The following is a 7,292-nucleotide window of genomic DNA, read 5'->3' as shown; positions in this document are numbered from 1 at the left end:
ATGAATGCTATGCGCGGCCGGACACTGATTAGAAAGACCAGCTTGCTTCGTAAGATCGAACCGATAGCGAGGCGGTCAAGCTTCGCTAACAGGATCATTTACAACCCGCTTCATCTTGCGATGAAACGAGCGCCGAAATGATCTGGAGATAGTGATTGAAGCCTGCGAATTGCTTCGCAGATCCCAAACTCGGATCGATCTCCTCTTTACGATGTCAGAAATCCCGCACGCGCGTCCCGAAGGACAACGCATGCGAAGTGATGTTTTCGCGGACGACGATTCTTAAGGCCTCGATCTTTAATTCCATCTGGTGGAGCCAGACGGGATCGAACCGACGACCTCATGCTTGCAAAGCACGCGCTCTCCCAGCTGAGCTATGGCCCCGTACCAGAAGACGAATGCTTCACGTCGGCTGTTGAGACGCATCTCGTGGAAGAGAACGCGCTCGATCAAAGTGGTGGGCCTGGGAAGACTTGAACTTCCGACCTCACGCTTATCAAGCGCGCGCTCTAACCAACTGAGCTACAAGCCCCTAACGCTTATCCTTTGAAAGGATCGGGAGCCTGCCCGCGCGCAAGCCGGCTCACGCCGGATGCATCGCACAAGCGCTAAGCCCCTGGCGCGTGTTCGTCCGCGAAGAAAGAGAAACGAAGACGGCGAAATCCCGCCAATGGAGCTCAACAATCCTGAAATTGTTGGCCCCTGATGTTTCTAAAACGATCCGATAGATGAGCATAAAGCTCGTCTGAAGGATCATCCTTAGAAAGGAGGTGATCCAGCCGCAGGTTCCCCTACGGCTACCTTGTTACGACTTCACCCCAGTCGCTGACCCTACCGTGGCCGGCTGCCTCCTTGCGGTTAGCGCACCGTCTTCAGGTAAAACCAACTCCCATGGTGTGACGGGCGGTGTGTACAAGGCCCGGGAACGTATTCACCGTGGCGTGCTGATCCACGATTACTAGCGATTCCAACTTCATGGGCTCGAGTTGCAGAGCCCAATCCGAACTGAGACGGCTTTTTGAGATTTGCGAAGGGTTGCCCCTTAGCGTCCCATTGTCACCGCCATTGTAGCACGTGTGTAGCCCAGCCCGTAAGGGCCATGAGGACTTGACGTCATCCCCACCTTCCTCGCGGCTTATCACCGGCAGTCTCCTTAGAGTGCTCAACTAAATGGTAGCAACTAAGGACGGGGGTTGCGCTCGTTGCGGGACTTAACCCAACATCTCACGACACGAGCTGACGACAGCCATGCAGCACCTGTCTCCGGTCCAGCCGAACTGAAGGATTCCGTCTCTGGAATCCGCGACCGGGATGTCAAGGGCTGGTAAGGTTCTGCGCGTTGCGTCGAATTAAACCACATGCTCCACCGCTTGTGCGGGCCCCCGTCAATTCCTTTGAGTTTTAATCTTGCGACCGTACTCCCCAGGCGGAATGCTTAAAGCGTTAGCTGCGCCACTAGTGAGTAAACCCACTAACGGCTGGCATTCATCGTTTACGGCGTGGACTACCAGGGTATCTAATCCTGTTTGCTCCCCACGCTTTCGTGCCTCAGCGTCAGTATCGGGCCAGTGAGCCGCCTTCGCCACTGGTGTTCTTGCGAATATCTACGAATTTCACCTCTACACTCGCAGTTCCACTCACCTCTCCCGAACTCAAGATCCTCAGTATCAAAGGCAGTTCTGGAGTTGAGCTCCAGGATTTCACCCCTGACTTAAAGACCCGCCTACGCACCCTTTACGCCCAGTGATTCCGAGCAACGCTAGCCCCCTTCGTATTACCGCGGCTGCTGGCACGAAGTTAGCCGGGGCTTATTCTTGCGGTACCGTCATTATCTTCCCGCACAAAAGAGCTTTACAACCCTAGGGCCTTCATCACTCACGCGGCATGGCTGGATCAGGCTTGCGCCCATTGTCCAATATTCCCCACTGCTGCCTCCCGTAGGAGTTTGGGCCGTGTCTCAGTCCCAATGTGGCTGATCATCCTCTCAGACCAGCTACTGATCGTCGCCTTGGTGAGCCGTTACCTCACCAACTAGCTAATCAGACGCGGGCCGATCTTTCGGCGATAAATCTTTCCCCGTAAGGGCTTATCCGGTATTAGCACAAGTTTCCCTGTGTTGTTCCGAACCAAAAGGTACGTTCCCACGCGTTACTCACCCGTCTGCCGCTGACGTATTGCTACGCCCGCTCGACTTGCATGTGTTAAGCCTGCCGCCAGCGTTCGCTCTGAGCCAGGATCAAACTCTCAAGTTGGACTTGAAACTTTAAGCCGGCTGATCACAACGTTTGACGAGGTCCCACCATATTTATTGAACGCGATTCACATCGCGGACAACGATGGTGTAACCTATATAAACGTGTACCGCCGAAGTCTTTCGTCCAGTCTCGGCACCCGAAAACCTGGTAAAAATACCAGGTCCCCAAGTATTCGAGACTCGCAAGGACTCCGCCGTCCACGTTTCTCTTTCTTCATCTTCACTTGTCAAACAGCCCGGAACCCGAAGGTCCCATCCCATCACTGGGAAAATCCCGACCCTCCCCGTTGGAGAAGGCTCGCAAAGACCCCATTCGACGGCAAATGACAACCGATTGGGATCGGCTGTTGATTCACTCATCTTAGTGAGGAGCTTCACGGGCACGAAAACATGCTTTGGCCAAGGGCCAAAGCAGCGCCGCGCTCAGTGGGGCGGGTTATAAGCCCGCCCGATCGGAGTTGTCAACGGTTGTTGTCAACAAATCGTCGCACGATAGGGAAGAATTTCGCACCGCGAAGAAGTCTCGATTTTTAATGGACTTCACGCCGTACGGCAGCCACCGCAACGGGACGTTCTCCAAGCATTTAGGTATAAAATCGCCAAATACCAGCGGGGGCCGCCTGGATTATCTCGAGCAAATCGTGGCACTACCGGGAAGAAACTTGGCCGGCGGAGAAGCCGCGATTTTTAGGGACTTTGCGCCGTACTTGAGCCACAATCCTGCGACGTTCTGACATATCGTAAGCTTTGAATCGCGGAATGCCAGTGGGGGCTGCCGGGGTTCTTCTACTTGGGGATAGGCGATCATCCATGGACCTGTCGCCTGTTCGTTGCGGCCGAGAAACATCGAGAGATCGATCTGCAGACCATAGCTGTTCGTGATTCCGGCCACTTTCTTGGTTCCTGATTCCCGAACATCCATACGGCGCGCCGTGCTTCCGGATCACCCCTCAACGGGGCGAGTAAGGGTGCAACGGATGCGAAGATCTCGTCGAATGTCGATGGAACTTGGGGGGACGGTGGGTTGAATCAAAGGACGTCACGCGGGGGCGGCTACGGGCGCGAGACCGGGATCATCGATCTCGGTCACGAGCCGCCGCTTTCCGTCGATGGCTCCGAGGCTGCGGTGATCGATCGCCGCCGCGTCTCCGTGCAATGGTTTTCTGGAACCATCCTGACTGGCCTGTGCGGCGCAGCCCTGATCGGCGGCGCCGTTTTTGCGTCGCTCGACGGCGAAATGACCTTTGCCAAGGTGCCGGAACGGGTCGAGGGGGCGCTGCGCGGGGCGTTCGGCGCCAACGACAAGACGGCGAGCCTGCGCAAGAGCGATCGCCTGCCGCCGCCCGGGGAAGCGACCGCCGCACGCAACGTGGTGCGGGTCTCCACCGTCACCCGCGTCGGCAACCGCGACGTGATGCGGGTGCGGCCCTTCATCCGCATCGCCGGCAATCTGTCGATGACGACCAGCGATCTCTCGGCAAAAATCCCGCCCTTCAACGCCCAGCGCATGCTGAGCGATGTCGGCTCGCCTGCCCCGGCCGCCTCCGACGATCCGAATGCCGCCGATGCGGCGGAGCCCGACGCCGAGGTGTCGTTCGTCACCAAGGACCTGGCGCCGATCCTGCCGAAAGCAAAACTCGCCGCGGTGGTCGCGCTCGACGAAGTCTTGATGCGGGTGCGCGACGCCTCGAACTGGCACGGCAACTCAAGCGGCGTGCGTTACGCTGCGCTGGCCAACGCCACGGCCGACGCCGGCGGCGCGCAGTCCGATCTTAAGATGGCCTATGCCACCGAGGGCACCGTCAGCGATCCCTATGCCGGCTTCGAGACCCGGGTGGTCCCGGAAAACGTCACGCTGCTGGCGAAGACGAAAGACCAGGCCACCGGCGGCAATCCGTCGGGCGAACGCGTTCATATGGTCAAGAAGGGCGATACCGTCACCTCGATCCTGCGCGATCAGGGCGCTACTCCAGAGGAAGCAAAATCGATCGCGGCAACGCTCGGCGCCCGCGGCCGCGACGGCGGCTTGAAGGAAGGCGAGAAGCTGCGCATCCTGATGGCGCCCGCGGGCCCGGGCCAGCGGCTGCAGCCCTACCGGGTGGTCGTCGCCAACGATACCGCCGTCGAGGCGGTTGCCGCGCTCTCGGACCTCGGCAAATACGTCGCCGTCGACGTGCAGAGCATGAACACCGTCACCGAGACCGCCGACAACAGCGACGACGATGATGATGACGGCACCGGCGTGCGGCTCTATCAAAGCATCTACGAGACCGCGCTCCGCAACAAGGTGCCGCCGGGCATCATCGAGGACATGGTCCGCATCTACTCCTACGATGTCGACTTCCAGCGCAAAGTGCAGCCCGGCGACTCCTTCGACGTGTTCTATGCCGGTGAAGACGAAGGCGCCACGATCACCGAGAAACCGGAAGTGCTGTTCGCTTCCCTCACCGTCGGCGGCGAAACCAAGAAATATTACCGCTTCCAGACCCCCGACGATGCCGTGGTCGACTATTACGACGAGACCGGCAAGAGCGCGAAGAAGTTTTTGGTGCGCAAGCCGGTCAACAACGCGATCATGCGCTCCGGCTTCGGCATCCGCCGCCATCCGATCCTCGGCTACGTCAAGATGCACACCGGCGTCGACTGGGCCACGCCCTACGGCACGCCGATTTTCGCCTCCGGCAACGGCGTCATCGAGAAGGCCGAGTGGGAAGGCGGCTACGGCAAATACGTCCGCATCAGGCATAACAACGGTTACGAGACCGCCTACGGCCACATGTCGGCCTTCGCCAAAGGCATGGAGCCCGGCAAGCGGGTGCGGCAGGGCCAGGTGATCGGCTTCGTCGGTTCCACCGGACAATCGACCGGCGCCCATGTCCATTACGAAATCCTGGTCAACGGCCGCTTTGTCGATCCGATGCGCATCAAATTGCCGCGCGGCCGCTCGCTCGAGGGGCCGCTGCAGGCAAGCTTCGAGAAGGAACGCGACCGTCTCGATGCGATGATGAACAATCGCGGCGGCGCGGCGCGCATCTCCGACGCCACCGGCAGCGCAGGCGTACGGCAGATCACCAACCGCTGACGTCTGCGCACTAAAAGTCCCCGTAAATTTGAGCTGACCCGCCTGCAGCATGTCATTTCCGTGACGGCAGATGCTGCGGTGTCCTTTCAAGTTTGAGTTGCCAAACCAGCCGCCGGGACGAATACTCGCGGAATAAAAAAACAACGGGAGGTAGCGTCATGACGAGCAGGCTTGCACTGGGTGCGACTGTCGCGGCGACAGTCTTTTTCTCCACAATCGTCGGCGCATCGGCGCAGACCTACGAGGTGACGAGACTGGTTCCTGGCTCGGCGTTTCACGGCGTCCATGGGCTTGGCATCGACAAGTCCGGACGGATGTTCGCCGGCAGCGTCGCAGGGGCTGCGCTCTACGAGGTTGATCTCGAGCACGGCACCGCGAAGATTGCGATACCGACGCCGGAAGGCATGGCGGACGACATCGCGTTCGCGCCTGATGGCACCATGGCATGGACCGGGTTTCTCACCGGCGACCTTTATTCCCGCAAGGGCGACGGCCCGATCAAGAAGCTTGCCTCCGGCCTGCCCGGGATCAACTCGCTGGCGTACCGCAAGGACGGCCGGCTTTACGCCACCACCGTGTTCCTCGGCGACACGCTCTATGAAATCGACGTCGACGGCGCCAAGCCGCCGCGCATGATCATGGAGAAGATGGGCGGCCTCAACGGCTTTGAATTCGGACCGGACGACCTGTTGTACGGCCCGCTATGGTTCAAGGGCCGGGTCGTCAAGGTCGACGTCGACAAGGCCGAGCTGACGGTCGTCGCCGACGGCTTCAAGACGCCTGCCGCGGTCAATTTCGATTCCAAGGGCAATCTGTGGGTGGTGGACACCGCAACCGGCCAATTGGTGCGGGTCGATCCGAAGAGCGGCGCCAAGAAGGTGGTGGCGCAGCTCAAGCCGTCGCTCGACAATCTCGCCATCGACGACAAGGACCGCATCTTCGTCTCCAACATGGCCGATAACGGGATCCAACAGGTCGATCCCGAGACCGGCGCCGCCAAGCAGATCATCAGCGGCAAGCTGGCGCTGCCCGGCGGCATCGCCGTGGTCACCGACGGGGGCAAGGACACCATCTATGTCGCCGACGTGTTCGCCTATCGCACCGTCGATGGTACGACCGGCGAAGTCTCCGAACCAGCCCGCATGCATGCTGCCGGCGTGACGCTGGAATATCCGATGAGTGCCACCGCCAAGGGTGACGAGGTGATCCTGTCGAGCTGGTTCACCGGCACGGTGCAGGTGATCGACCGCAAGTCCGGCGCGACCAAAGAGATGATGCACGGTTTCAAGGCCCCGCACGATGCGATCCGGCTCGACGACGGCAGCATTCTGGTCAACGAGCTCGGCAGCAAATCGCTGGTGCGCGCCTCTGGCGAGCATGGCAAGGATCGCAGTGTTCTGATCGGCGATCTCGAAGGACCGGTTGGCCTGGTCGGCGGATCGAACGGCGAGGTCTATGTGACGGAGGCCTTTGCCGGGCAGGTCTCGAAGGTTGCGAGCAACGGCGAAAAGACCGTGGTCGCCAGGGACCTGAAAATGCCCGAAGGCATCGCGCGGGCAGGCGATGGCAAGCTGATCGTCGCCGAGGTCGGCGCCAAGCGGATTGTCCAGATCGATCCGTCGTCCGGAAACGTCACCGAGATCGCGGGCAATCTGCCGATCGGCCTGGTCGGCGCACCCGGGACGCTACCGACCAACATTCCGACCGGCGTTGGCTTAGGGGAATCCGGCACGATCTACTTTTCGTCAGACATCGAGAACGCGATCTACAAGGTGGCGAAGAAATAGACGCCAAACATTGGCGAGGCATCCGACACTCCGTCGGCTGCCTCGTTGCATCGCAACACGCCCGCGATCCCCTGAGGCGTTCGGGAGCGAGCCGCCTCGCGTCATGTTGTGAGGGGCGCTGCCGGCGTTTCACTCAATAATATCATCAACCTGCTGTGGAACCCCGGCG

3 protein-coding genes, 2 tRNA genes and 1 rRNA gene are annotated in these 7,292 nt (G+C 59.9%); 3 read left to right on the top strand and 3 right to left on the bottom strand.

Annotation, left to right across the window (positions count from 1 at the left end):
- Window positions 1-308 precede the first annotated feature (308 nt).
- The 3 genes from B5526_RS24435 to B5526_RS24425 all read right to left on the bottom strand — a co-directional run bounded on the left by B5526_RS24435 (window position 309) and on the right by B5526_RS24425 (window position 2,252).
- Window positions 309-384 (bottom strand) — tRNA-Ala (locus B5526_RS24435).
- A 71-nt stretch (window positions 385-455) separates the two neighbouring features.
- Window positions 456-532, bottom strand: a tRNA-Ile gene (locus tag B5526_RS24430).
- 231 nt (window positions 533-763) lie between these two features.
- A 16S ribosomal RNA gene (locus tag B5526_RS24425) occupies window positions 764-2,252 on the bottom strand.
- A 397-nt stretch (window positions 2,253-2,649) separates the two neighbouring features.
- Here B5526_RS24425 and B5526_RS37880 point away from each other — a divergent pair.
- From B5526_RS37880 to B5526_RS24410, 3 genes are all read left to right on the top strand, one after another.
- Window positions 2,650-2,988, top strand: a complete 339-nt coding sequence (locus tag B5526_RS37880; protein ID WP_154071431.1) for a hypothetical protein — start codon at window positions 2,650-2,652, stop codon at window positions 2,986-2,988.
- A 290-nt stretch (window positions 2,989-3,278) separates the two neighbouring features.
- A complete protein-coding gene (locus B5526_RS24415; RefSeq protein ID WP_079542416.1) occupies window positions 3,279-5,336 on the top strand; it encodes a M23 family metallopeptidase in 2,058 nt (685 codons plus the stop codon).
- A gap of 158 nt (window positions 5,337-5,494) precedes the next feature.
- Window positions 5,495-7,123, top strand: coding sequence for a Vgb family protein (locus tag B5526_RS24410; RefSeq protein ID WP_079542415.1), 1,629 nt, complete (start codon window positions 5,495-5,497; stop codon window positions 7,121-7,123).
- Window positions 7,124-7,292: the final 169 nt, after the last annotated feature.

The organism is Bradyrhizobium lablabi (assembly GCF_900141755.1).
Taxonomy (GTDB): Bacteria; Pseudomonadota; Alphaproteobacteria; order Rhizobiales; family Xanthobacteraceae; genus Bradyrhizobium; species Bradyrhizobium lablabi_A.
The sequence above is the reverse complement of the archived record's forward strand: the minus strand, read 5'-3'. Positions and strand labels throughout refer to the sequence as shown.